At 55.7% G+C, this 24,541-nt stretch carries 19 protein-coding genes and 3 pseudogenes; 9 read left to right on the top strand and 13 right to left on the bottom strand.

What is annotated here, in order from left to right:
- Positions 1–100 precede the first annotated feature (100 nt).
- The 4 genes from fusA to ABMV07_RS02325 form a co-directional block, all read right to left on the bottom strand.
- A complete protein-coding gene (gene fusA, locus ABMV07_RS02340; protein WP_088267193.1) occupies positions 101–2,227 on the bottom strand; it encodes an elongation factor G in 2,127 nt (708 codons plus the stop codon).
- Positions 2,228–2,479: 252 nt separating this feature from the next.
- Positions 2,480–2,947: a 30S ribosomal protein S7 gene (rpsG, locus tag ABMV07_RS02335; protein WP_088267192.1), complete on the bottom strand. Its 468-nt coding sequence runs from the start codon at positions 2,945–2,947 to the stop codon at positions 2,480–2,482.
- A 3-nt stretch (positions 2,948–2,950) separates the two neighbouring features.
- Positions 2,951–3,322, bottom strand: coding sequence for a 30S ribosomal protein S12 (gene rpsL / locus ABMV07_RS02330; RefSeq protein ID WP_004566706.1), 372 nt, complete (start codon positions 3,320–3,322; stop codon positions 2,951–2,953).
- A 276-nt stretch (positions 3,323–3,598) separates the two neighbouring features.
- Positions 3,599–3,952 carry a hypothetical protein gene (locus ABMV07_RS02325; protein WP_196977359.1) on the bottom strand — a complete coding sequence of 118 codons (354 nt, stop codon included), beginning with the start codon at positions 3,950–3,952 and terminating at the stop codon, positions 3,599–3,601.
- Positions 3,953–4,109: 157 nt separating this feature from the next.
- On the opposite strand from ABMV07_RS02325, the gene ABMV07_RS02320 reads away from it, so the two are divergent.
- Positions 4,110–5,894, top strand: a complete 1,785-nt coding sequence (locus ABMV07_RS02320) for a ribonucleoside triphosphate reductase (RefSeq protein ID WP_197689702.1) — start codon at positions 4,110–4,112, stop codon at positions 5,892–5,894.
- Positions 5,860–6,483 carry an anaerobic ribonucleoside-triphosphate reductase activating protein gene (locus ABMV07_RS02315; RefSeq protein WP_088267189.1) on the top strand — a complete coding sequence of 208 codons (624 nt, stop codon included), beginning with the start codon at positions 5,860–5,862 and terminating at the stop codon, positions 6,481–6,483. The genes ABMV07_RS02320 and ABMV07_RS02315 overlap by 35 nt, the downstream gene beginning before the upstream one ends.
- Here ABMV07_RS02315 and ABMV07_RS02310 read toward each other — a convergent pair.
- The 5 genes and pseudogenes from ABMV07_RS02310 to ABMV07_RS02290 all read right to left on the bottom strand — a co-directional run.
- A complete protein-coding gene (locus ABMV07_RS02310; protein WP_088267188.1) occupies positions 6,480–7,418 on the bottom strand; it encodes a permease in 939 nt (312 codons plus the stop codon). The two genes, ABMV07_RS02315 and ABMV07_RS02310, sit on opposite strands and share 4 nt — an antisense overlap.
- Positions 7,415–8,086: a TIGR03943 family putative permease subunit gene (locus ABMV07_RS02305; protein WP_197693578.1), complete on the bottom strand. Its 672-nt coding sequence runs from the start codon at positions 8,084–8,086 to the stop codon at positions 7,415–7,417. The genes ABMV07_RS02310 and ABMV07_RS02305 overlap by 4 nt, the downstream gene beginning before the upstream one ends.
- Positions 8,087–8,101: 15 nt before the next feature.
- The gene (locus ABMV07_RS02300) at positions 8,102–8,869 is read right to left on the bottom strand and encodes an ABC transporter permease subunit (RefSeq protein WP_088267187.1); all 768 of its coding nucleotides are present in this window, start codon (positions 8,867–8,869) and stop codon (positions 8,102–8,104) included.
- Positions 8,870–8,889: 20 nt separating this feature from the next.
- Positions 8,890–9,864 carry an ABC transporter ATP-binding protein gene (locus tag ABMV07_RS02295; RefSeq protein ID WP_197692048.1) on the bottom strand — a complete coding sequence of 325 codons (975 nt, stop codon included), beginning with the start codon at positions 9,862–9,864 and terminating at the stop codon, positions 8,890–8,892.
- A 26-nt stretch (positions 9,865–9,890) separates the two neighbouring features.
- Positions 9,891–10,514: pseudogene (locus ABMV07_RS02290) on the bottom strand (response regulator); the annotation flags it as partial.
- Positions 10,515–10,559: 45 nt separating this feature from the next.
- On the opposite strand from ABMV07_RS02290, the gene ABMV07_RS02285 reads away from it, so the two are divergent.
- Together ABMV07_RS02285 and ABMV07_RS02280 are read left to right on the top strand one after the other, a co-directional pair.
- Positions 10,560–11,909 (top strand): IS256-like element IS1132 family transposase, encoded by a 1,350-nt coding sequence (locus tag ABMV07_RS02285; RefSeq protein WP_374064509.1) that lies wholly within the window; start codon positions 10,560–10,562, stop codon positions 11,907–11,909.
- Between the two features lie 39 nt (positions 11,910–11,948).
- Complete coding sequence (locus ABMV07_RS02280; RefSeq protein ID WP_197692298.1) at positions 11,949–12,149, top strand: hypothetical protein; 201 nt, start codon at positions 11,949–11,951, stop codon at positions 12,147–12,149.
- Positions 12,150–12,170: 21 nt separating this feature from the next.
- On the opposite strand, the gene ABMV07_RS02275 is transcribed toward ABMV07_RS02280, so the two are convergent.
- On the bottom strand, positions 12,171–12,386 hold the full coding sequence (locus ABMV07_RS02275) for a hypothetical protein (RefSeq protein ID WP_234913982.1): 216 nt from the start codon (positions 12,384–12,386) through the stop codon (positions 12,171–12,173).
- A 603-nt stretch (positions 12,387–12,989) separates the two neighbouring features.
- Between ABMV07_RS02275 and ABMV07_RS02270 the strand changes: the two genes are divergently transcribed.
- The 3 genes and pseudogenes from ABMV07_RS02270 (at position 12,990) to ABMV07_RS02260 (ending at position 14,251) form a co-directional block, all read left to right on the top strand.
- On the top strand, positions 12,990–13,307 hold the full coding sequence (locus tag ABMV07_RS02270) for a hypothetical protein (RefSeq protein WP_234913981.1): 318 nt from the start codon (positions 12,990–12,992) through the stop codon (positions 13,305–13,307).
- 2 nt (positions 13,308–13,309) lie between these two features.
- Positions 13,310–13,738, top strand: a complete 429-nt coding sequence (locus ABMV07_RS02265) for a hypothetical protein (protein ID WP_197692300.1) — start codon at positions 13,310–13,312, stop codon at positions 13,736–13,738.
- Positions 13,739–14,070: 332 nt separating this feature from the next.
- Positions 14,071–14,251: pseudogene (locus ABMV07_RS02260) on the top strand (hypothetical protein).
- A 214-nt stretch (positions 14,252–14,465) separates the two neighbouring features.
- Here ABMV07_RS02260 and ABMV07_RS02255 read toward each other — a convergent pair.
- A complete protein-coding gene (locus ABMV07_RS02255; RefSeq protein WP_374064840.1) occupies positions 14,466–15,815 on the bottom strand; it encodes an IS256-like element IS1132 family transposase in 1,350 nt (449 codons plus the stop codon).
- Positions 15,816–15,945: 130 nt separating this feature from the next.
- Here ABMV07_RS02255 and ABMV07_RS02250 point away from each other — a divergent pair, with 130 nt between their 5' ends.
- The gene (locus ABMV07_RS02250; RefSeq protein ID WP_197692111.1) at positions 15,946–16,086 is read left to right on the top strand and encodes a hypothetical protein; all 141 of its coding nucleotides are present in this window, start codon (positions 15,946–15,948) and stop codon (positions 16,084–16,086) included.
- Between the two features lie 30 nt (positions 16,087–16,116).
- Positions 16,117–16,394, top strand: a pseudogene (locus ABMV07_RS02245) (transposase); the annotation flags it as partial.
- A 585-nt stretch (positions 16,395–16,979) separates the two neighbouring features.
- Here ABMV07_RS02245 and ABMV07_RS02240 read toward each other — a convergent pair.
- Positions 16,980–20,990, bottom strand: a complete 4,011-nt coding sequence (locus ABMV07_RS02240; protein ID WP_197689392.1) for a DNA-directed RNA polymerase subunit beta' — start codon at positions 20,988–20,990, stop codon at positions 16,980–16,982.
- A gap of 47 nt (positions 20,991–21,037) precedes the next feature.
- The gene (locus ABMV07_RS02235; RefSeq protein WP_174688202.1) at positions 21,038–24,532 is read right to left on the bottom strand and encodes a DNA-directed RNA polymerase subunit beta; all 3,495 of its coding nucleotides are present in this window, start codon (positions 24,530–24,532) and stop codon (positions 21,038–21,040) included.
- Between the last annotated feature and the right edge of the window lie 9 nt (positions 24,533–24,541).

Below are 24,541 nucleotides of genomic sequence, written 5' to 3'. Positions count from 1 at the left end.
AGAGGAAGTGCTCAACAAGCCGCTACCCCCGCCTACGCTCCCCCTATACCCTGTAACTGGCTAGAAACCTTGCATAGGGAGATAAGCGAGAGGCTAGTTGTTAGGCAGTGCCGTTGCGCTCTGCCACGATCTCAGCTGCCACATTGGTTGGAACCTCAGCGTAGGAGTCGAAGATCATGGTGTAGTTTGCACGGCCCTGGGTACGGGAACGCAGGTCGCCCACGTAGCCGAACATCTCGGACAGCGGAACCTTAGCCTTAACAACCTTTGCGCCAGCGCGGTCATCCATTGCGGAGATCTGGCCACGGCGGGAGTTGATGTCGCCGATAACGTCACCCATGTACTCCTCAGGGGTGATAACCTCAACGGCCATCAGTGGCTCGAGAAGAACTGGCTTTGCCTTTGCGACGGCTTCCTTCAGCGCCTGGGAACCAGCGAGCTTGAAGGCCATTTCAGAAGAGTCAACCTCGTGGTAAGCACCATCGATCAGGGTTGCCTTGATGTTCACCAATGGGAAGCCTGCGAGGTAACCGTACTGCATAGCATCTTGGATACCAGCGTCGACGGATGGGATGTATTCCTTTGGCACGCGACCACCGGTGACGGCGTTCTCGAACTTGTAGTTTGCGGACTCGCCCTCTTCCAAGGTCTCAGCTTCTGGAGCGTAAGGCTCGATGCCGATGATGACCTTAGCAAACTGACCGGAACCACCAGTCTGCTTCTTGTGGGTGTATTCGAGCTTCTCGACAGGCTTACGGATGGTCTCACGGTATGCAACCTGTGGGTTACCAACGTTTGCCTCAACCTTGAATTCACGCTTCATGCGGTCAACAAGAACGTCGAGGTGGAGCTCACCCATGCCGCCAATAACGGTCTGGCCGGACTCTTCGTCGAGCTCAACGGTGAAGGTTGGATCCTCTTCAGAAAGCTTCTGAATAGCGGTGCCGAGCTTCTCCTGGTCAGACTTGGTCTTTGGCTCGATGGAAACCTTGATCACTGGGTCTGGGAAGTCCATGGACTCGAGGATGATTTGGTCGTTCTTATCGCAGAGGGTGTCACCGGTGGTGGTGTCCTTCAGGCCGATGAACGCGTAGATGTTACCAGCACGTGCTTCGTCAACAGGGTTCTCCTTGTTGGCGTGCATCTGGAACAGTTTACCGATGCGCTCGTTCTTGCCCTTGGTGGAGTTAGCCACCTGAGCACCTGGCTCAACGATGCCAGAGTAGACGCGGACGAAGGTTAACTTACCGAAGAATGGGTGAGCTGCGATCTTGAAGGCAAGAGCGGAGAAAGGCTCGTCAACGGATGGCTTACGAACCAAGTCAACGGTCTCGTCGCCGACCTTGTGGCCGTGGACCTCTCCGATGTCCAGCGGGGTTGGCAGGTAGTCGATGACAGCATCGAGCAGTGGCTGAACGCCCTTGTTGCGGTAAGCGGTACCACAGAGAACTGGGTAGATCTCGGAGTTAACGGTCAGTTTACGAATGCCAGCCTTGAGCTCTTCGATGGTGAGCTCTTCGCCGCCGAAGTACTTCTCCATGAGAGCTTCGTCGGACTCAGCAACGGTCTCAACGAGCTTCTCGCGGTACTCAGCAGCCTTGTCAGCCAAGTCAGCTGGGATCTCTTCGATAACTGGCTCTGCGCCGGTCTCGACCTTGCCGCGCCAGGTGATTGCCTTCATCTCGAGAAGGTCAACAACGCCGTCGAAGTCATCTTCAGCGCCGATTGGCAGCTGCATGACCAATGGCTTTGCGCCGAGGCGGTCGATGATGGTCTGAACGGTGAAGTAGAAGTCTGCACCGAGCTTGTCCATCTTGTTCACGAAGCAGATACGTGGAACGTCGTACTTAGCAGCCTGACGCCACACCTGCTCGGACTGAGGCTCAACGCCCTCTTTACCGTCGAACACTGCGACTGCGCCGTCGAGAACGCGAAGGGAGCGCTCAACCTCAACGGTGAAGTCAACGTGGCCTGGGGTATCGATGATGTTGACTTGGTTTCCGTTCCAGAAACAGGTAACAGCAGCAGAGGTAATGGTGATACCGCGTTCCTTCTCCTGCTCCATCCAGTCGGTGGTGGAGGCACCGTCGTGGGTCTCGCCGACCTTACGGTTAATACCGGTGTAAAAGAGGATACGCTCGGTGGTAGTGGTCTTACCGGCGTCAATGTGGGCCATGATGCCGATGTTGCGGACCTTGTTCAGATCCTTAAGCACTTCTTGTGCCACAGTTGTCCCTAACTTATGTAGCCGGAGTGAGCAAACTTTTGTTTCCTCACTCACTGCATGGATAGTTCCTGTTCAATTCTGCCAAATCCGAGGAAATTTCTCAGCATTGCTGGCAAAAATCGAGGTGTGCTTCTGCTATATATCCCTGTGGGGCTATATAGCAAAGGCCCAACTACCTGTAACAATAATGGTAACTTCGCGCACAAGCAGCGAAGCCGTGCCAGGAAGGTTGGGCCGGAATGCGCATATGGATTACCAGCGGTAGTGAGCAAACGCACGGTTTGCTTCAGCCATCTTGTGGGTATCCTCGCGACGCTTGACGGATGCACCAAGGCCGTTAGCTGCATCGAGAATCTCGTTAGCGAGGCGCTCGATCATGGTGTTCTCACGACGCTGGCGGGTAAAGGTAACCAACCAACGAAGAGCGAGGGTGTTAGCACGTGCTGGACGAACCTCAACTGGAACCTGGTAGGTTGCGCCACCGACGCGGCGCGAACGAACCTCGAGGTCTGGCTTGATGTTACCGAGAGCCTTCTCCAAGGTCAGGACTGGATCGGTGCCGGTCTTTTCCTTGCACTTGTCAAGAGCGCCGTAGACGATACGCTCAGCGGTGGACTTCTTGCCGTCCAAGAGAACCTTGTTTACCAGCTGGGTAACAACTTCAGAGCCGTAAACTGGGTCTTTAGCGATCGGACGCTTTGGAGCTGCATTCTTACGCATTGATTACTTCTCCTTCTTTGCGCCGTAGCGGGAACGAGCCTGCTTACGATCTTTAACGCCCTGGGTATCCAGTGCGCCACGGATGATCTTGTAACGAACACCTGGAAGATCCTTAACACGACCACCGCGAACGAGCACCATGGAGTGCTCCTGGAGGTTGTGGCCCTCACCTGGGATGTAAGCGGAAACCTCGATGCCGGAGGTAAGGCGCACACGGGCAACCTTACGCAGTGCAGAGTTAGGCTTCTTAGGGGTAGTGGTGTACACACGGGTGCACACGCCACGACGCTGCGGGGAACCCTTCAGGGCTGCGGTTGCAACCTTGGCAGTCTTATCGTGGCGGCCCTTGCGGACCAGCTGCTGAATAGTGGGCATAACCGTCTTTCTGTTTCGGTAACTTTTCCAAAGCTCCACCGAGGTGGTGCTTTGGAAAAATTTTCGCTTTTGTTCATGCCTAGTAGTACACAAAAGAGTCCGGACAAACCAAAAAAGGGGCTCTTTCCGGGGCCGCTTCCGTGCATTTCCTTAACGCTTCTCGATAATTACCAATCAGCAAGAATCTACTAGGCAAAACGTAAGGCTCCCACGCATCAAACATGTGGGACTGCTAGCCACCCTACCAACTAAGGCGGCCTGAGTCAACTTAAAAAATTATTCCGAAATAATCACAACGCCTTGACCAGCAGCTCGCGCATTGCGATAAAGATCAGTGAGCACCTCAACCGCTTCACCCGATAGGCCAGCTAGAGAATCCAGCATCTCCTCAACACGTTCCGAGGGCACCAATCCTGCCATCGGGTCGCCCACGATAACTTCACGGCCACGAACCGCAAAACCGCGGAATCCGGCTGTACGCAGTTGCTCCTCCACGTCTACCCAAGCCGATCCGATAGTCACGGGATCGCCAAGAGCGCCGCTAAAAAGCTGCTCTAAAAGCTCGTCGTCTTTGATGCGAAGTTCGTCGAGAATGCTGTCATCTACAGCAATGAAAAGTGGATGAGCCATGGGTTCTTTTTTACACGCCGATCAATGTCACTGCCACAATATGTGGGCACTTTTGCCAGCACATTCTCACGCAAGTACCACTACATATTGATTTAGTGAGTTATTACACAACTATATCTTGTAGTTTTCGGGCTCCTCAAGGCTTAAGTTGTTCCATATGAGTGATTCCCAAATTAACAGTCGAACGACTGTCGACGAGTACCTTTCTCGCGCCGATTGGCGCGTCAATGCCAACGCCAACCAGGACTATTCCTTGGGCGGAATGATCCTCAACGCCGCTGGAAAAGTCACTGCTAATTACTGGCTCGACCAAGTATTTAGCCCAGCAGCAAGTGCCGCTCACCGTGAGGGCTTTATTCACATCCACGACCTCGATATGCTCTCCGGATACTGTGCTGGCTGGTCCCTACGCCAACTCCTTGAAGAAGGCTTCGGTGGCGTACCCGGCACGATCTCGTCTCGTCCGCCCAAGCACTTCTCCTCTGCATGCGGCCAGATTGTTAATTTCTTGGGCACTCTCCAAAACGAGTGGGCAGGCGCACAGGCATTCAGCTCCTTTGACACCTATATGGCGCCATTCGTACGTCTAGATAACCTCTCCTATGACGAGATCGTCCAGGACATGCAGGAGTTCATTTTCAATCTAAACGTTCCATCGCGCTGGGGCACCCAGACACCTTTTACCAACCTGACTTTTGACTGGACCTGCCCAGCCGATCTCAAGGACTCGGTGCCGTTTATCGGGGAAGAACCTGTGGACTTCACCTACGGCGAGCTCCAAGAAGAAATGGACCTGATCAACCGCGCATTCATCCAGGTGATGTCGGCAGGCGATGCCGATGGCCGGCCCTTTACTTTCCCTATCCCGACCTACAACATCACCAAGGACTTCGATTGGGACTCCCCTAACACGGAGGCCTTGTTCACCATGACCGCGAAGTACGGTCTGCCCTACTTCCAGAATTTCATTAACTCTGATCTCGACCCTGGAATGATTCGTTCCATGTGCTGTCGCCTCCAGCTTGACCTGCGTGAGCTGCTCAAACGCGGCAATGGGTTGTTCGGTTCGGCGGAATTGACGGGCTCTATCGGCGTAGTCACACTCAACTGCGCGCGTTTAGGCTACCTCTATGCCGGCGACGAACAAGCCCTGCTAGACGCAGTAGACGAGCTTATCGATTTGGGAATCGATACTCTTGAGCGCCGCAGGGGTTTCGTCGCAACGCATATGAAGCAAGGCCTCTACCCTTATAGCGCTCGCTGGCTGCCTAGCTTGGACAACCATTTTTCCACGATCGGTGTTAACGGCTGCAATGAGATGATCAGGAATTTCACTCACGACGCCTACGATCTCACCGATCCTCAAGGCCATGCCCAGGTCGCTCGGCTTCTCGACCACATCAATGCCCGCCTCGTGCAGGCACAGGAGCGCACTGGCCATCTGTTTAACCTTGAGGCAACCCCAGCCGAAGGCACGACCTACCGCTTGGCTAAAGAAGATCTCAAGCGTTACCCCGATATTCTGCACGCCGGCACGCCGGAGGAGCCCTACTACACCAACTCCTCGCAACTGCCGGTCTCGCACACCCCAGATCCTTTTGAGGCCCTCGCTTTGCAGGAGGATTTGCAGTCGAAGTACACCGGCGGCACGGTGTTGCACCTTTATATGGGCGCTGCGATGAGCGATGGCAAGGCTTGTGCGGCTCTCGTTCGTCGCGCCTTGACTAACTTCCATCTGCCGTACATCACGATCACCCCAACGTTTTCTATTTGCCCAGATCACGGCTATATTTCTGGCGAACATCCTGAGTGCCCGCACTGTGGTGCTACGACGGAGATGTGGACGCGCGTGATGGGTTATTTCCGCCCGGTACAAAGTTTTAATACCGGAAAGAAAGGCGAGTTCCATGAGCGCACCTACTTTGCCGAAGCCCTCATCTAATCTGCCCATCGCCGGAATTATTCCGTTTTCTGCGACTGATTGGCCTGGCAAACTAACAATCACTGCGTTTACACAGGGGTGCCCGTTGCGCTGCGTGTATTGCCATAATGCCCAGCTACAGGAGTTCGCACCCGGCGCGGTGGGCGTGGATGATCTGGTGGATTTGGCGCGGCGTCGCATAGGGCTTATCGACGCCGTAGTGATTTCCGGCGGCGAGCCTACCTCGGTGCCGGGTCTTGCCGAGGCTATCTGTCGGATCCACGAGCTGGGCCTGCCTGTCGGGTTGCATACCTGTGGTTATGCGCCGAAGCGCTTGGCTACTTTGGTGTCACAACCGGAGTCGCGTCCCGATTGGATTGGCTTAGATATTAAGGCCTTGCCGCGGCATATGTATGAGATTACGGGATGTTCGCCGCGGGTCGCGCAGTCTTGTTGGGAGAGTTTGGCGATCATTGATGCCGTGGGTATCGAGGTTCAGACTCGGACCACGTTGTGGCCAGGTAGTGTGATCGAGCAGAATCTGCGGGAGTTGGAGGTCATGGTGGCTGCTCAGGGTCATGAGTTGGTGGTGCAGCAGGCCCGTTTTTAGATATCGTCGAAGCTGATACTGCCTACGCCGATGGCTACGGTGATGGCAACAAGCAGTGTCAGCGGTACGAATCGGGCGACAAAGCCGCGCCCCCATGCGCCTTGTTGCATGGCGATGAGTTTGACGTCGACCATGGGGCCTACCACCAGAAATACTAGTTGTGCAGTGGCGGGCATCATGGTCAGTGATGCAGCTACGAAGGCGTCTGCTTCTGAACACAGGGATACCACGATGGCCAAGGTTGCCATGACGAGACAAGCAATAAGTGGTCGGGTTCCTACGGCGGTGATTACCTCTACGGGGATGAGGACTTTCATGACTGCCGCGGTCATTGCTCCGATAACGAGGAATCCGCCGGCGTTAAGCAGATCGTGCATGCAGGATTCTCGGAAGTGTTCCCAAGAGTTGCCGTGTCCGTGGCAATGTGTGTGTTCGGATTCGAGGGAGATGTCGAGTCGAGCGCTGATCCATACCCAGCCGACCATGATGGCGGCGATCAGGCTGGCGCATAGGCGTGCAATCATCATGCGGGGGTCGCCACCGAATGCGACAGCGGTGGAGACAAGAACCACGGGGTTGATTGCGGGGCTAGCGAGGAGGAAAGCAAGGGCTGCTGCAGGGGGTACTCCCCTATGGACGAGTGATTGCGTGACGGGTACGGAGGCGCACTCACATGCGGGGAGCAAGAAACCGGAGGCGGCGGCTACGGGGACTGCGGCTTTTTCGCTGCGTGGGAGGCGTCGAAAAGCGGTTTGGGGCACAAATACTTCGATAACAGCCGAAATGATAACGCCGAGCACCAAAAACGGTACCGCTTGCAACACAATGGCGGTACTGATCTGCGACCACGCTTCCGCCTGCCCTTTGAGCTGAATAATCGGCCCCAGAACTAACGCGGCGATAATTCCGGCCCACCCGATCACAACTTTTTTCATAGGTATGGCTCCGTGGGGGTATCGATCGCCTCTAGGTTGTCTACCTCAATCACGGGAAATTGTGGGTTATGCGCGGACGAGACGCGCACAACGCCACGCACGCGATACCACTGGTCGCTACGCATGCCTGTCGACGTCTCCAATGTTGCGGTGTAAGCCATCGCATCGGCGGCACAACAGTAAATCTTGTAACGACTTAACCGCCACGTGCCATCCGCCGCAACAGAGGCAAACCCTTCCACCTCAACCGCTGTGCCGTCAAAAGTGGCGGCATCACTGCGCAAAAACCTTGTGGTGAGCTCCTCCATCGTCATCGGATTGGTCTGATCTTTGGCAAGTTTGGGCAACGCGAGATCGTCAAGATTATTTCCCACCACACGGGTCACCCCACTGCTATTAAGCGTGGCCGAGCCCAAAGCCGCTGGCGCAAACACAGCAACGACGCACACCGGAACCAAAAGGAACCACGATGTGCGCCGAGAAGAAAAACTATTCGGGCGTACTGCGCTCCACAGCGCAAGAGCAACCAACACGAGGCCGGTTGCCAAACTGACGGGGCGAAAACTTGGTTGAAGATAATTATTGATCCGCCCCGTAAGCGCCAGGTACGTCATGGCGATTCCCAGCGCGCCCACTATAAAGACATGTGTCTGCGCAGTCTGCTTCACCCAGCGGATTGTACCTTAACGGACATCGCGAACACGGTTGACCGCAAAAACAGACACCGTAGCAACAACCACCCAGGCTGCAATCACAGCAACGTTGAACCAATCGGGCTGAATCTGGCCGAGCTCAAAACCATGCTCCATTCCGGTTTCCACCGTTCCAGCAATCGTGTCAGCCAACTGGCCGCTGCGAGGACGCGGGCTCAGCAGCCACAAGAATGTTGCTGCCTCAATCTTGGATGCTGCCAAGGGAATGAGCTGATCGATCACCAGCATCCACGCCAGTGGAAGCGCCACCGCCGCAACTTTACTGCGTGTGAGCATGCCGATAGCGAAAGCAAAGCTACCAAAAATAATGGCATAGAATAACGCTATGAACAGTTCCGTGGTTTCCCCGCCGCTAAAACTGCTGTCGGGGAATACTTGGGCAACTGCTACCGCCAGACCAATGCCGATGGCAAAAGTAATAGCCAAGAAAACGGTGTACACCACGGATTTTGCGGCGATCCAGGTGCTTCGGGAATTCTGGGTGAGATACGCATGCGCGTGCATGTGATCGTCTAGTTCACCGGCAACACTGGCACCGGCAAAAGCAGTCGAAATTGCTACTGCGATGCCCCAGCCCACCAGCAACGAACTCCAATCAACACCCGAAGATGTATCAGCAAGGCCTACCAGCAGCACCATGGGCCCATAGAGGGCACCGGTGATCAAGATGAAATACACCGCCGTACTGCGCAGGCTCATCAGTTTGGTCCACTCGGATTTTAAAGCGTTAAAAAACATGGGTATGAGTTCTTTCCTAATTAGTTGCCGGCGTTGGAGGTTCGGTATTCTTGGACACTTTGCGTTGCTGCAAGGAACCGCTGCTCTAGGTTTTCTTGGTGGGTTTCTAGTCGGGTTACCGCGATGCCGTATTCGAGGGCAATTGCTGCCACTTGGGCACGCACCGCGGGGTCGTCATCAGCATGATCTAGGGCAATAACCACCTGGGTGTCCTGTGCTGAGGCGGCAAGACCACGGTTGTTCAGGGCGTCGCAAAGCTGTGCTGCCTGTGTGGATTCCACGAGCACCGTGGTGCCATCCGCCAAGAACTCGCTCATTGTGTACTCGCCGATCATCTTGCCCTTGCCGATCACCACGAGTCGGTCCGCGGTCTGTTGCATTTCGGACAACAAATGCGAGGACACCAGCACGCTGCGGCCCTGGCTTGCTAAATCGCGGATAGTGTTACGCATCCAGCTCACACCTTCTGGGTCGAGGCCGTTGACCGGCTCGTCCAAGATCAGGTGCTGCGGGTTGCCCAATAGTGCTGCTGCAACACCAACGCGCTGCTTCATACCAAGCGAGTAGCCGCCTACTTTTTGGTGCGCTGCTTCGCGCATGCCTACGTAGTCGAGGCATTCCTCCACGCGAGCGTCGCTAATGCCAGCGCCGCGGGCGATAACGCGCAAGTGGCTGCGGCCGGACCGTGCTGGGGTGAACCAGCCGGCGTCGAGAATAGCGCCAGCGACGCTGGGCTTGTTGCTCAAGCGCGCGAACTCGTCGTTGTAGGACTTGGACTTGAAGCTCACGCGGCCTTCTGTGGGGGTATCCAATCCCAACATGCAACGCATGGTGGTGGATTTTCCGGAGCCGTTGGGGCCGAGAAAGCCGGTGACTTGGCCATCTGGCACATGAAAGTTCAGGCCAGCGATGGCGGTTTTCTTACCGTAAGTTTTTCCGAGGTCTTGGACTGTGATCATGATGTCTATCATCGCGACCACAGGAGGCGAAAACATCAGACCACAGTCGGAACCTCGGAATATCAGCCCTGGGTATGAGTCAGCAGTTGATTGGGCGCTACCAATCCCCTACTAAAAGCAAACAGCACCGCATGGACTCGGTCGCGGGAACCAGTCTTGGATAGCACCTTGCTTACGTGGGTTTTTACCGTGGGCAACGAGATAAACAGTTCTTCAGCGATCTCGGTATTGGACTTGCCCAATGCAATAAGCAGCAGAATTTCCTGTTCACGTGGGGTAAGTGGATCAATCAGCCCTGCGTTGATATCGCCGCCTGGGGTTGCCACCAGGTCGGTTTGCGGTGCGTGGCCGCGCATGCTCTTAAACAGTACGGCGGTAGCGGCTGGGCTAATCACAGCGCTTTGCTCTCCCACAGTACGCACCGCTGCGATGAGGTCTTCGGGGGCGGTGTCTTTTAGGAGGAATCCTGAGGCACCGTGTTCTACGGCCCCGACCACATAGTTTTCGCTGTCAAAGGTGGTCAACACAATAATGCGGGTATCGGTGTTGGTTGCCACGATCCGTTTGGTGGCTTCGAGGCCATCCATCACCGGCATTTGCACATCCATCAAAATCACGTCTACCGGCGTATTTGCGGAGTTTTCTAGTGCTTCTTTGCCGTCGTTGGCTTCCCACGAGGGTGTCAGGTGTTTTGTGTGTGAGGCTCTGATCCAGAAGGAGTTTCACTGATAATGACTACCGTGTCACCGAGGAAAGGTCATGACCCGAACAGGGTCAACGAGATCAGCACTAAGCTGATGGAAAATCCGGAAATCGCCGAACTGATCGGCGAGTTGTCGACTTCCACCGATGATGCCAGCGACCTGGTCAAAGGTCTTTTGCAGGCATCGATCAACGCTGGTCTGCAGGCTGAAATGGACGCGCATCTAGGATACGCGCACTCTGATCGTACGGCGAAAGCCCAGCTGGGCACCCCGGATGGTGGCAATCACCGCAACGGGTCGTACACCAAAACCGTCAACTCTGGCTACGGCACCTTTGATGTGACTATGCCCCGGGATCGAGCTGGCACGTTTACGCCGCGGATGCTGCCTAAAGGCACCCGCCGTCTGACGGAGCTTGATGACATGATCATCTCCCTGTACGCCGGTGGGATGACCGTGCGCGATATTTGCCACCACCTCGCCACCACCCTCGGGGTGGATATGAGCCCAGATACGATCAGCACCATTACCGACGCGGTGTTAGAAGAGGTCATGATCTGGCAAAACCGCCAGCTCGACGAGTTCTACCCAGTGATCTTCCTCGACGCGCTGCGAGTGAAGATCCGCGATGGCCACCGCGTGGTCAACAAGTCTTGCTACATGGCGGTAGGCGTCGACATGGACGGCATCAAGCACATCCTGGGATTGTGGATCGCAGACAATGAAGGCGCCAGTTTTTGGGCATCCGTGTGCGCTGACCTTGCCAACCGTGGGGTCCAAGACGTGTTCATCGTCTGCTGCGACGGGCTCAAAGGCCTGCCGGAAGCCGTGGAGGCAACCTGGCCGAATTCCATGGTGCAGACCTGTATCGTGCACCTGATCCGGGCGGCCAACAGGTGGGTGTCCTACCAAGACCGCAAACCCGTATCAAGTGCGCTACGGGAGGTCTACACCGCACCGACCGAGGACACCGCCCGCGCCGCCCTGGACGCATTCGAGGCCAGTGAACTGGGCCGTAAATACCCGCAATCGGTCAAAGTCTGGCGCGACGCCTGGGACCGGTTTGTGCCATTTTTGCAGTTCCCGCCTGCGGCACGGCGGGTACTCTACACCACGAATTCGATCGAATCGCTGAATGCTGAGCTGCGGAAAGCCACCCGCAACCGCGGCCAGTTCCCGAACGATACCGCGGCGCTGAAAACGCTGTGGCTGATGATCTGCAACATCGAGGACAAGCGCGCTGCCCAGCGAGCGAAGAAAGCGAAGCGCGCCATCGAATGCAACGGCTATATTGAAGGAGCGAAAGCCACCGGGTGGAAACAAGCCATCAACCAACTAGCCGTGGCTTACCCCGACCGATTCGCGGACTACTTGTAAACCAAGCCCCCCGCACACAAACAATCGGACACTCTCTTTATGAAGATTCCGTCGTCGAAGAAGATCAGATGGCAAGCACTCTATGGTGACGGCACCATCACCACATTAGATCCTGACTATTGTGTCGCCGAGGGTTGGTTCTGCTTGGACTCCGGAGCTCAGCTTGTGCTCATCAACGACGGAGGTTGGCGACACGCAGAATCATCAAAATTCCGGCTACTCTGGTGCTCCCCCCAATGACGATATACGTGACCTAACCCCTCAGTATCGAAGACTGCAACAAGTTCGACGCAACGCAAACCGGAGCCACAACATACACAAAAGCTTTTGATGCGTGTCGCGATCGCATAACCAAGTATGTGAATCCCTGAACTGGTGCCAGGCTGGCGATGCTTTCAGGATACGTCGCACCGTCCAGTCGGAGACATTCATTAGCGCTGCAATATCCGCCTGCGTGTACTCTCTCGAGTCATACATCTGCCGCACATGTTGCTGCTGCCGTGCCGACAACTTCGGCTGCTTGCCCCGCAACTTGCCTTTCTTCTTCGCAATCGCCAGCGCCGCGATAAACCACACCATTGGACGAGGTAGCGCTTCATTCAGCGCGGTGCAGCCACTCCCGACTAAGCTTACTTGGTTAGCCTCATCTGCCCACCTACTACTCGGGGAACTTCAGAAAAACCACTTCCTCTTAACGATAGTTTCCCTATATCCTAAGAATACGACTCTCCTTTCCTGCTCCGGCCACAGGAAAGTCGCCGTCGTTTTACAACGCTTCGCCTTTGACTAACAAACTGCAATGATTCACGCTGCCGAAATCAACTGAAGTAAGAAGGCCGCATGATGCACCGAGGTAAAATAACAATTTTAATAGCTGCTCTGGCGGCTTCTACAATTAGCTCCGCTCCCTCAGCTAATGCCCAAGTCTAGGAAGTACCTTCTGAGACCGACTCCATCACAATTCCATACGTTCTTTCAGATACTCCACCATCAGAACCTGCAAATATTCCTTCTGAAAGCCAAATCTCTGCCGAGCCACTCGCAGCAAGCTACGGCCCCTGTGCTCTAACCATTGATAACGTGCACAGTCGTAAATCTTCAAACTGGGGCGCTGTCGGATTTAAGGCTCGAACAGAGTGCAGCCAGCCAGTCACCAGCATCCACCACAGTTCTGACCTGCGGTACAAGTACTATGCCTGGTGGAACAAAGCTCTTAGCAATGTCACCGCAACGGCATACAACACCAACCACCTTGTCCAGAAAAACGTCACGCTTCAATGCAACGGTGACGTCAGCACAAAGTTCGCTGGAGTTACTCTAGGAACCATCGTCTACAACGGAAAGACCTATTACGCACGAAACTACTCAAAGGTCGCAACCCTAAATTGCAAGGTGTAGGTATGTCAGGACAAACGATTACCGTTTACGTGGTCTACCCACGCTACCCAGACAACACTGAGCCGCTCGGCGCATTTGTGGATTCCGAAGAAAAAGCACGAGAGATTGACCAATGGCTCCGTGGCCTATCTGGAGACATGATGGGCACGTGGGAAGAATTTGAAGTCAAGGTAACCAGCCCTACTAAAATCCTTTTTGGTGTCTTTACAGGAACTCCTTCTCTAAGGATCGATGACCCTGATTTCCGGGACCCTATATGCTACGGGGTCTTCGTTAAACGGTCAGAAGCAGAAATCGCAGCCCAACCGGAAACCCGATGGGAAAAGGATAATTGTCCGGCAAAGTTCGTCCTCCCATTCCGACTGGGATGGAAAAACAAGCTATATTTCCCCGACGGAGCCTCATGGCCACCGGACGCCGACCATACTTAACCCGCTACCACAGAACAATGTGAGACGTAACTACTAACAGGAGGTTATGACCGTAAGCGGTTAAGCGGTCATAACCTCTTGCGGGCTTTTGATCTACCGCGGAACCCATGGGGTTCCTTGCTACTTATTCCGCAGTAGCAATAACCGGGGTGAGAAGAAGCGAACCTATCGATTCTAAAACTGGAACAGGATCCTCTATCGCAGTGTTCACTGAATCCATAGTGTCCTCCGGTGATTCCGTGGCCACTATCTGCCCTGCGCAAGAGCCGCATCAACGCCTTCGAGAAAGGGGATGCGGACGGAATCTGAAGGTGTCCTAGGTTTTGTTGCGTTTGAGTAGATGGGAAAATCTTCGAACATGCCAAGGAAAAATTTGACCAGGATGCCAAAGACCGTGTGGTCCGTCTCGCAGAAGACCGCATCTTGGCGGAAAACATCTCAATGCACGCCACATGCCAGGCAGTAGCTTTAAAACTGGGAGTTTCGTGGCACACGGCCTGTTACTGGACTTAAAACCTGCCCGCTGTGCGGGAAACATCCAGAACCTGTGCCTGAAGATTTTGTCCGCTAAGAACGCGAGGCTACCGTCGTAAAATCACAAGCTACGCGACACCAACAAGCTACTAAAGCGGCTCTTCCGGTTTTAGAGTGCATTGATTAGCTCGCCGAGGGGTTCGGGCGTGGCACAAGAGAGAGTGTCCGATTGTTTGTGTGCGGGGGGCTTGGTTTACAAGTAGTCCGCGAATCGGTCGGGGTAAGCCACGGCTAGTTGGTTGATGGCTTGTTTCCACCCGGTGGCTTTCGCTCCTTCAATATAGCCGTTGCATTCGATGGCGCGCTTCGCTTTCTTCGCTCGCTGGGCAGCGCGCTTGTCCTCGATGTTGCAGATCATCAGCCACAGCGTTTTCAGCGCCGCGGTATCGTTCGGGAACTGGCCGCGGTTACGAGTAGCTTTACGCAGTTGAGCATTGAGCGATTCGATCGAATTCGTGGTGTAGAGTACCCGCCGTGCCGCAGGCGGGAACTGCAAAAATGGCACAAACCGGTCCCAGGCGTCGCGCCAGACTTTGACCGATTGCGGGTATTTACGGCCCAGTTCACTGGCCTCGAATGCGTCCAGGGCGGCGCGGGCGGTGTCCTCGGTCGGTGCGGTGTAGACCTCCCGTAGCGCACTTGATACGGGTTTGCGGTCTTGGTAGGACACCCACCTGTTGGCCGCCCGGATCAGGTGCACGATACAGGTCTGCACCATGGAATTCGGCCAGGTTGCCTCCACGGCTTCCGGCAGGCCTTTGAGCCCGTCGCAGCAGACGATGAACACGTCTTGGACCCCACGGTTGGCAAGGTCAGCGCACACGGATGCCCAAAAACTGGCGCCTTCATTGTCTGCGATCCACAATCCCAGGATGTGCTTGATGCCGTCCATGTCGACGCCTACCGCCATGTAGCAAGACTTGTTGACCACGCGGTGGCCATCGCGGATCTTCACTCGCAGCGCGTCGAGGAAGATCACTGGGTAGAACTCGTCGAGCTGGCGGTTTTGCCAGATCATGACCTCTTCTAACACCGCGTCGGTAATGGTGCTGATCGTATCTGGGCTCATATCCACCCCGAGGGTGGTGGCGAGGTGGTGGCAAATATCGCGCACGGTCATCCCACCGGCGTACAGGGAGATGATCATGTCATCAAGCTCCGTCAGACGGCGGGTGCCTTTAGGCAGCATCCGCGGCGTAAACGTGCCAGCTCGATCCCGGGGCATAGTCACATCAAAGGTGCCGTAACCAGAGTTGACGGTTTTGGTGTACGACCCGTTGCGGTGATTGCCACCATCCGGGGTGCCCAGCTGGGCTTTCGCCGTACGATCAGAGTGCGCGTATCCCAGATGCGCGTCCATTTCAGCCTGCAGACCAGCGTTGATCGATGCCTGCAAAAGACCTTTGACCAGGTCGCTGGCATCATCGGTGGAAGTCGACAACTCGCCGATCAGTTCGGCGATTTCCGGATTTTCCATCAGCTTAGCGCTGATCTCGTTGACCCTGTTCGGGTCATGACCTTTCCTCGGTGATACGGTAGTCATTATCAGTGAAACTCCTTCTGGATCAGAGCCTCACACACAAAACACCTGACACCCTCGCACAAGATATTGGGGTCCTTGACTTTGCAGGAAAAGGGTATCTAAACCATCCACCCACAACCAAGAACCTACTGTGCAACCTAACGGAAATATCATCGTCGATACCATCTACCGCACCGCAGAACCAGGATTTACCATCATCGAAGCCGAGCCCATCAATGAATGCCCCACGTGCAGGCCTTGCCTGCGCGCCCGACAATTCAAAGACCACTAACAGGGTGACCCCACTGGATCCTGCAACGCCTTGGCCTTAGCCACTATTCGCAACGTGATCTACAACGACAAGCACTACCTCGACGGGGTCAAGGTCATCCGCCCCGCCCAGCTTCTTGACGTTGCCCCAGAAAGAAACACTAACGCGTTCGCGAACATGGCTGAATAATCAAAACGAAGTTCCATAATCAGGTCAAAATCACCAGAATGGACAGCTTCCAAGGCTATGCCACCGCCACCGGCGAAGTCATTTTCAACGCCACCCAAGTCATAGACCCGTTCCACGTTGTACGCCTAGCCGGTGACAAGCCCCGTGGACGGCTTGAAAAACTGTTTGACTTCGACAACGACTACGCACCATTACAAGAGATCGGGAGCTACTACCAACAAGCAAGCAGCCAACAAAGCCATGAGCACACTCATTGACACGCTTGTTGGTATGAAAGACACCTAGGATCGCTAAGATCGCGCAGCTAGGCAAGCCCATGAACAAGCGCCGCAAAGACATCTTGCGGTGCCTGATCCACGCCGCCAACATCCGACACACAATCAATGCACTCTCAAACCGGAAGAGCCACTAAACGGGGGTATTTCGAAGGATTTTTCTCCGAACTTCACACCAAATCGCTTCCAAACCGGCCGTTTGAGCAGATTTGGTGTGAAGTGCCGTCTTTTTCGGGGGTGAGCGGGGGTGGCGCGCCCACCAACGCCCACCAACGCCAGCCACGCCCGAACCCCCGGCGAACTAATCAATGCACTCTAAAACCGGAAGAGTCGGTAAACCACAGTATATTTTTCTGCTTATTCACAACTGTCCAACTTATAAAAAGAAGCGCCGCCTAGAAAGCTAGGCGGCGCTTCTATAACAGACCGAAATTGCGGGTTCGGCCGGTTTTAGAGGTCGTATGCCTCATCCAGTGGAACCGAAGCTCCGGTGAACTCACCGTAGCCATCATCACCGTAGATCGAATCACCATATGTTGGGATCGAGTATGCGGCATTTCGTGCAGCCTCGGTTGGCTTCACGGAGATGTTGCGGTAACGAGAGATACCGGTACCAGCTGGGATCAGCTTACCGATGATCACGTTCTCCTTCAGGCCGATCAGCTTGTCGGAGCGCTTGTTGATAGCGGCGTCGGTAAGCACACGAGTGGTTTCCTGGAACGATGCGGCGGATAGCCACGACTCGGTTGCCAAGGAAGCCTTGGTGATACCCATGATCTCGGAGCGAAGCTCTGCTGGCTGGCCACCGTTTGCCAATGCCTCAGCGTTTGCAGCCTTAGCCTCGGACAGATCCACCAGCGTACCTGGGAGGAACTCGGTGGAACCAGACTCGATGACGGTTCCGCGACGCAGCATCTGTCGAATGATGATTTCGATGTGCTTATCGTGGATAGCCACACCCTGGGCACGGTAGACGTCCTGCACCTCGTCGACAAGGTGCTGCTCAACACCACGGCGCCCCAGAACCTCGAGTACGTCATGTGGATCGGCAGGGCCGCGCAGCAGGCGGTCGCCAACCTCAACATGGTCGCCCTCGGCCAAGGTGCGCTCAATCATGGCACCTGGGTTGGATTCCATTGGAACGCGGACAGTTGCCAAGCCCTGACGCTTCGACAGCTTCTCGTAGACCACAACGTCAGATCCATCGTCTGGGTTGATGGTCAGGGTGTAGAAGTTGCCTTCGTCATCAAGGTGGACGGTACCTGCAACAGAAGCGATCGGTGCACGGTTCTTAGGAACACGAGCCTCGAAGAGCTCCTGAACACGAGGAAGACCACCGGTAATGTCGCCACCGACACCACCCTGGTGGAACGTACGCATTGTCAGCTGGGTACCAGGCTCACCAATCGACTGTGCAGCCACAATACCGACTGCCTCTCCGATGTCGACCAGCTTGCCGGTTGCCATGGACTTGCCGTAGCACTTTGCGCACACACCGGTTGGGGTCTGGCAGGTCAAGACCGAGCGGACCTTGACTTCCTTAACACCAGCGGCGATGAGCTCGTCGATAAGCTGATCGGTCAGGTTCTCACCTGGCTCGACCATGACGTTGCCTTCGGCGTCCTTGACTGCGGTAGCTGCCACACGACCTGCCACGGAGGTTTCGATCAGGCTGTGTCCGGTGTAACCGGTCACGTTGCCTTCAGCGTCCTTGACCTCAACGGCTACAGGAACACGAATGCCCTGCTTGGTGCCACAGTCGTCTTCGCGAACGATAACGTCCTGTGCCACGTCGACGAGACGACGGGTGAGGTAACCGGAGTCTGCGGTACGCAGAGCGGTATCGGCCAGGCCCTTACGGGAACCGTGGGAGTTGTTGAAGTACTCGAGAACCGACAGGCCTTCACGGAAGGAGGTCTTAATCGGGCGGGTGATGTAGTCACCCTTCGAGTTCACAACCATGCCCTTCATACCAGCAAGCGTCCAGATCTGACGCATGTTACCGGCAGCACCCGACTTCACGATCATTGGAATTGGGTTGTCGTCTGGGTAGAGCTTCTCGACGGCGTTACCAACCTCGTCGGTAGCGTCCTTCCACAGCTCAACGAGGCGATCGTAACGCTCGCGCTCGGTCAGAGCACCCTGCTCCCAGTACTTGCGCTCAATCTTGCGTGCCTCGGCCTCGTAGCGGTCAAGGATTTCTTCCTTGTTAGGAAGAACGAGCACGTCAGACATGGTGATGGTCACGCCAGAACGGGTTGCCCAGTAGAAACCGGCATCCTTCATCTTGTCCATCGTCTGAGCGACAGTGATCATTGGGTAGGTTGCTGCGAGGTCGTTAATCACGTCACCGAGCATGATCTTGCCGGTGCCGCCACCCTTACGAACCATCACGCCTTCAAGGTATGGGTAGTTCCAAGGCAGCAGTTCGTTGAACATGATGCGACCCAAGGTGGTGTCTGCCAACCAAACATCGCCCTTGTTCCAGCCCTCTGGGAACTGCTCGGCCTCGATGTCTACTGGTGGACGCAGGTGAGAAATACGCACCTTGATCTTAGCCTGCAGGCCAAGAACGCCGCGGTCACGAGCCATGATAGCCTCAGCATAAGACGAGTACACGCCCTGTGCTGGTCCTTCTTCGGTTGCTGGAGTGTATGCGCCCTGGCCACCGATCTCGTTTTCGTCCTTGTCCATGGTCAGGTAGTACAGGCCGGTCACCATGTCCAGACGTGGCATGGCAAGTGGCTTACCCGATGCAGGGGAAAGAATGTTGTTCGAAGCCAGCATGAGGATGCGAGCTTCTGCCTGAGCCTCAGCGGACAGTGGCAGGTGGACTGCCATCTGGTCACCGTCGAAGTCGGCGTTGAAGGCTTCACATGCCAATGGGTGCAGCTGAATTGCTTTACCCTCAACAAGCTTTGGCTCGAATGCCTGAATACCCAGGCGGTGCAGGGTAGGTGCACGGTTGAGCATCACTGGGTGCTCGGAAATTGCCTCTTCGAGGACGTCCCACACCTCTGGACGCTGGCGTTCCACCATGCGCTTTGCCGACTTAATGTTCTGCGCGTAGTCGTTTTCCACGAGGCGCTTCATCACGAACGGCTTGAACAGCTCCAGAGCCATCAGCTTAGGCAGACCACACTCGTGGAGCTTGAGCTGAGGACCAACGATAATAACGGAACGACCGGAGTAGTCGACACGCTTACCCAGCAAGTTCTGACGGAAGCGGCCCTGCTTGCCCTTGAGCAAGTCAGACAGGGACTTCAGCGGACGGTTACCAGGACCGGTGACTGGGCGACCGCGACGGCCGTTGTCGAACAACGCGTCCACGGACTCCTGCAACATGCGCTTCTCGTTGTTCACGATGATCTCAGGGGCACCGAGTTCAATCATGCGCTTGAGACGGTTGTTGCGGTTGATCACACGACGGTAAAGGTCGTTGAGGTCGGAGGTTGCAAAACGGCCACCGTCGAGCTGAACCATTGGGCGAAGCTCTGGTGGGATCACTGGGATGCAATCCAAAACCATGCCAGCAGGATCGTTACCTGAACGCTGGAAGGCTGCAACAACCTTCAGACGCTTCAGGGCACGCATCTTCTTCTGGCCCTTACCGTTGTTGATGATCTCGCGTAGTTCTTCAGCCTCGGAGTCGAGGTCGAAGTTGCGGATCAGGGTCTGGATAGCCTCGGCTCCCATGCCGCCGGTGAAGTAATCCTCGTAGCGGTCAACAAGCTCTTCGTAGATGGTTTCATCGATGATCATCTGCTTAGGAGCAAGCTTGATAAAGGTCTGCCAGATCTCCTCAAGGCGGTCGATCTCACGCTCCGCGCGCTCGCGGATGTGCTGCATTTCCTTCTCGGCAGTCTTTTTGACCTTGTTGCGAGCGTCGGCTTTAGCGCCGGCTGCTTCGAGTTCTGCAAGGTCTTCTTCCAGCTTGGCTGCACGCTCGGCGATTTCGGACTCCATGTCCGCCTCGACGTCCTTCTTCTCCAGAAGCATTTCTGCTTCCAAAGTGGTCTGGTCAGCGTGGCGAGCCTCATCATCAACGCTGGTGATGATATTAGCTGCGAAGTAGATGATGCGCTCAAGATCCTTTGGAGCTAAGTCCAGCAGGTAGCCCAAGCGGGATGGAACACCCTTGAAGTACCAGATGTGGGTCACTGGTGCAGCCAACTCAATGTGGCCCATGCGCTCACGGCGCACCTTAGACTTGGTCACCTCAACGCCACAGCGCTCACAGATGATGCCTTTGTAGCGGACACGCTTGTACTTACCGCAGGCACACTCCCAGTCACGAGTGGGACCGAAGATGCGCTCGCAGAAAAGGCCGTCCTTTTCTGGCTTCAGGGTGCGGTAGTTAATGGTCTCCGGCTTCTTAACCTCGCCCTTGGACCAACGGCGGATGTCGTCGGCAGTGGCCAGGCCGATTCGAAGCTCGTCGAAGAAGTTGACGTCGATCACGTAACTCCCTTTCGTTTAGTGCTGATTCTGTAGTTTCTTGCCTGGCGTTAGGCGATGTCTGCGTCGGAACGCTCGTCGCGCGACAGGTTGATGCCCAAGGAGGCACCGGCCTGATCGAACTCGTCGTCATCCGATCCAGACAACTCCATCGGGGTGCCGTCTGCGGAGAGAACCTCCACGTTCAAGCACAGCGACTGGAGCTCTTTCAGGAGCACCTTGAAAGACTCTGGGATACCAGGATCCGGAATGTTTTCGCCCTTCACAATGGCCTCGTACACCTTGACGCGGCCAACCACGTCGTCAGACTTGATGGTCAGGAGTTCCTGCAGGGTGTAGGCAGCGCCATATGCCTGCATTGCCCACACCTCCATCTCGCCGAAGCGCTGACCACCGAACTGTGCCTTACCACCCAGTGGCTGCTGGGTAATCATGGAGTAAGGACCGGTGGAACGTGCGTGGATCTTCTCATCAACCAAGTGGTGCAGCTTCAGGATGTACATGTAGCCAACAGACACTGGGTATGGGAATGGTTCGCCGGAGCGACCATCGAACAGCGTAGCCTTACCGTTTTCGTCGACCATGACGTCGCCGTCGCGGTTTGGACGAGAATTGCCCAAGAGACCTGCGATTTCCTCGTTGGTAGCACCGTCGAACACTGGGGTTGCGGTCAGTGAACCAGCTGGGACGTCGTAGAGATCTTCTGGGAGGGTCTTGAGCAGTTCAGCGTTTGCTGGGTCTTCGGTGTCGATCTTCCAACCGGCAGCAGCCAACCAGCCCAAGTGAACCTCGAGCACCTGGCCGATGTTCATACGACGAGGCACACCGTGGGTGTTCAGGATGATGTCCACTGGGGTGCCGTCTGGCATGAATGGCATATCTTCCTGAGGCAGGATCTTGCCCACGACACCCTTGTTGCCGTGGCGACCAGCGAGCTTGTCGCCGTCCTGGATCTTGCGCTTTTGGGCAACGTAGACGCGAATCATCTCGTTGACACCTGGTGCGAGATCGTCGTCGTCGTCACGCGAGAAGCGGCGAACGCCGATGACCTTACCGGTTTCACCGTGAGGCACCTTCATGGAGGTGTCGCGGACTTCGCGTGCCTTCTCGCCGAAGATGGCGCGAAGCAGACGCTCTTCAGGGGTCAGCTCGGTTTCACCCTTCGGGGTGACCTTACCGACGAGGATGTCGCCGCCGCGAACGTCCGCACCGATGCGAACGATACCGCGCTCGTCGAGGTCCTTGAGCACGTCTTCAGAAACGTTCGGGATCTCGCGGGTGATTTCCTCAGGTCCCAGCTTGGTGTCGCGAGCATCGATCTCGTGCTCTTCGATGTGGATCGAGGTGAGGATGTCCTCTTCGACCACGCGCTGGTTCAGGATAATAGCGTCCTCGTAGTTGTGGCCTTCCCATGGCATGAAGGCCACGAGGAGGTTGCGTCCGAGGGACATTTCGCCGTTGTGTGTACCTGGGCCGTCGGCGAGAACCTGACCGGCCTCAACACGATCGCCGATGTTTACCAGAGGCGTCTGGTTGTAGCAGGTGCCCTGGTTGGTGCGCTCGAACTTACGCAGGATGTAGGTTTCGCGGGTTCCGTCGTCAGCCATCACGGTGATGATGTCTGCGGAGACGTTTTCAACCACGCCGCCCTTCTTGTTGATGATCAAGTCACCAGCATCGTAGGCAGCTGCGCGCTCCATACCGGTACCAACGAATGGTGCCTCAGAACGTACGAGTGGCACAGCCTGACGCTGCATGTTCGCACCCATCAAGGCACGGTTAGCGTCGTCGTGCTCGAGGAATGGAATCATGGCAGTTGCCACAGAAACCATCTGACGTGGCGAAACGTCGAGGTAATCTACGGATTCCGGTGCGACGACCTGGATGTCACCGTTCTTCACACGCACGGTCACGCTGTCTGCGGTGATCTTGCCGTCAGCATCGTGTTCAACGTTTGCCTGCGCGACGACGAAGCGATCTTCCTCATCAGCGGTCAGGTAGTCGATCTGGTCAGTCAGAACGCCGTTTTCTACCTTGCGGTATGGCGTTTCGATGAAGCCGAAGGCGTTGACGCGAGCGTAGGACGCAAGCGAACCGATCAGACCAATGTTCGGACCTTCAGGAGTCTCAATTGGGCACATACGGCCGTAGTGAGAAGCGTGAACGTCTCGGACCTCAATGCCGGCGCGCTCACGCGACAGGCCGCCTGGGCCCAGTGCGGAGAGACGACGCTTGTGGGTCAGACCGGACAGCGAGTTGTTCTGGTCCATGAACTGCGACAGCTGCGAGGTTCCGAAGAACTCGCGGATGGCAGCAGAGACTGGACGAACGTTGATCAGCGAGGTAGGGGTGATCGACTCAGCATCCTGAGTGGTCATGCGCTCGCGAACAACGCGCTCCATGCGGGAAAGACCCACACGGACCTGGTTTTGGATCAGCTCGCCGACGGTACGCAGACGACGGTTACCGAAGTGGTCGATGTCATCGGTTTCCACTGGGATAACCTCGCCGGTTGGCGACGTCATGGTGGTTTCACCTGCGTGCAGGCGTACCAAGTATTCCAAGGTGGTTGCGATGTCTTCTTCGGTGAGGGTCATGAGGCCCTCGTTGTCGCCACCCAATCCCAGCTTGCGGTTGACCTTGTAACGGCCCACCTTTGCTAGATCGTAGCGCTTTGCGCGGAAGAAAGAGTTGTCCAGCAGGGACTGCGCCAAGTCGCGGGTAGGCTGCTCACCTGGACGCTGCTTGCGGTAAATTTCCAGCAAAGCCTCGTCGGTGTTAGATACACCGTCGGACTCGAGGGTGGACATCATGATCTCAGAGAAGCCGAAGCGCTCCGTGATCTGCTCAGTGGTCCAACCAAGGGCCTTGAGCAAGACGGTCACAGGCTGACGACGCTTGCGGTCGATACGCACACCAACGGTGTCGCGCTTGTCCACGTCGAACTCGAGCCATGCACCGCGGGAAGGAATGACCTTCACGGAGTGCAGTGGACGCTCGGTGGACTTATCGATCGTCTGATCAAAGTACACACCAGGAGAACGAACCAGCTGAGAGACAACAACACGCTCGGTACCGTTCACAATGAACGTGCCCTTATCCGTCATCATCGGGAAGTCGCCGATGAATACGGTCTGCGATTTGATCTCTTGGGTTTCGTTGTTGATGAACTCTGCGGTCACATACAGTGGCGCAGAGTAGTTGATGTCTTTGTCTTTGCACTCATCAATAGTGTTCTTCATGTCCTCGAAGCGAGGCTCAGAAAGAGACAGAGACATATTTCCGGAATAATCCTGGATAGGAGATAGCTCCTCCAGGATGTCTTCGAGTCCGCTTGTTACGCGAACCGAGTCGCCCAGCTCTTCTTGCTGGTGGGCGCGCCACTCAGGCGTACCAATCAACCATGCAAAGGAGTTGAGCTGAATATCGAGAAGCCCCGGAACCTCGATTGGTTCCGTAATCTTTGCGAACGACTTGCGTTCGGGGGCCCCAAGAATGTTGGCCTTGGTCTGGCGGGAGACTGCCAAGATGGGTCCTTCCAGCACCTCACGCGG

The sequence above is a fragment of the Corynebacterium belfantii genome, assembly GCF_041898185.1.
GTDB lineage: Bacteria > Actinomycetota > Actinomycetes > Mycobacteriales > Mycobacteriaceae > Corynebacterium > Corynebacterium belfantii.
Note: the sequence above shows the minus strand (reverse complement) of the source record. Positions and strands in the feature narration are given on the sequence as shown.